At 62.9% G+C, this 313-nt stretch carries 1 protein-coding gene; it reads right to left on the bottom strand.

Annotated features, from left to right (window positions below; translation table 11 throughout):
- On the bottom strand, positions 1 to 313 hold a 313-nt coding region (locus AC0LWF_RS27935), incomplete at both ends, for an aldehyde dehydrogenase family protein (RefSeq protein WP_474654711.1).

The following is a 313-nucleotide window of genomic DNA, read 5'->3' as shown; positions in this document are numbered from 1 at the left end:
ATCGCACACCTGGCCAGAGTTGAAGAACACACCGTTGGCCACGGCTTGTGCGGCGGCAGGGATATCGGCATCGTCCAGCACCAGAACGGGGGATTTACCACCAAGCTCCAACGTCACACGCTTGATGTTCTCTACCGCAGTATGGCCTACGTCGCGGCCGACCGGGGTCGACCCCGTGAAGGTCAGCTTGTCGATCCCCGGGTGGCTGGCCATGGCGGCGCCGATCACGCTGCCGCGTCCGGTCACAATGTTGACCACCCCATCCGGAATGCCGGCTTCCTGCACCAGTTCAGCAAAGCGCAGCGTAGACAGC

The organism is Paenibacillus sp. sgz302114, from assembly GCF_056120345.1.
Note: the sequence above shows the minus strand (reverse complement) of the source record. Positions and strands in the feature narration are given on the sequence as shown.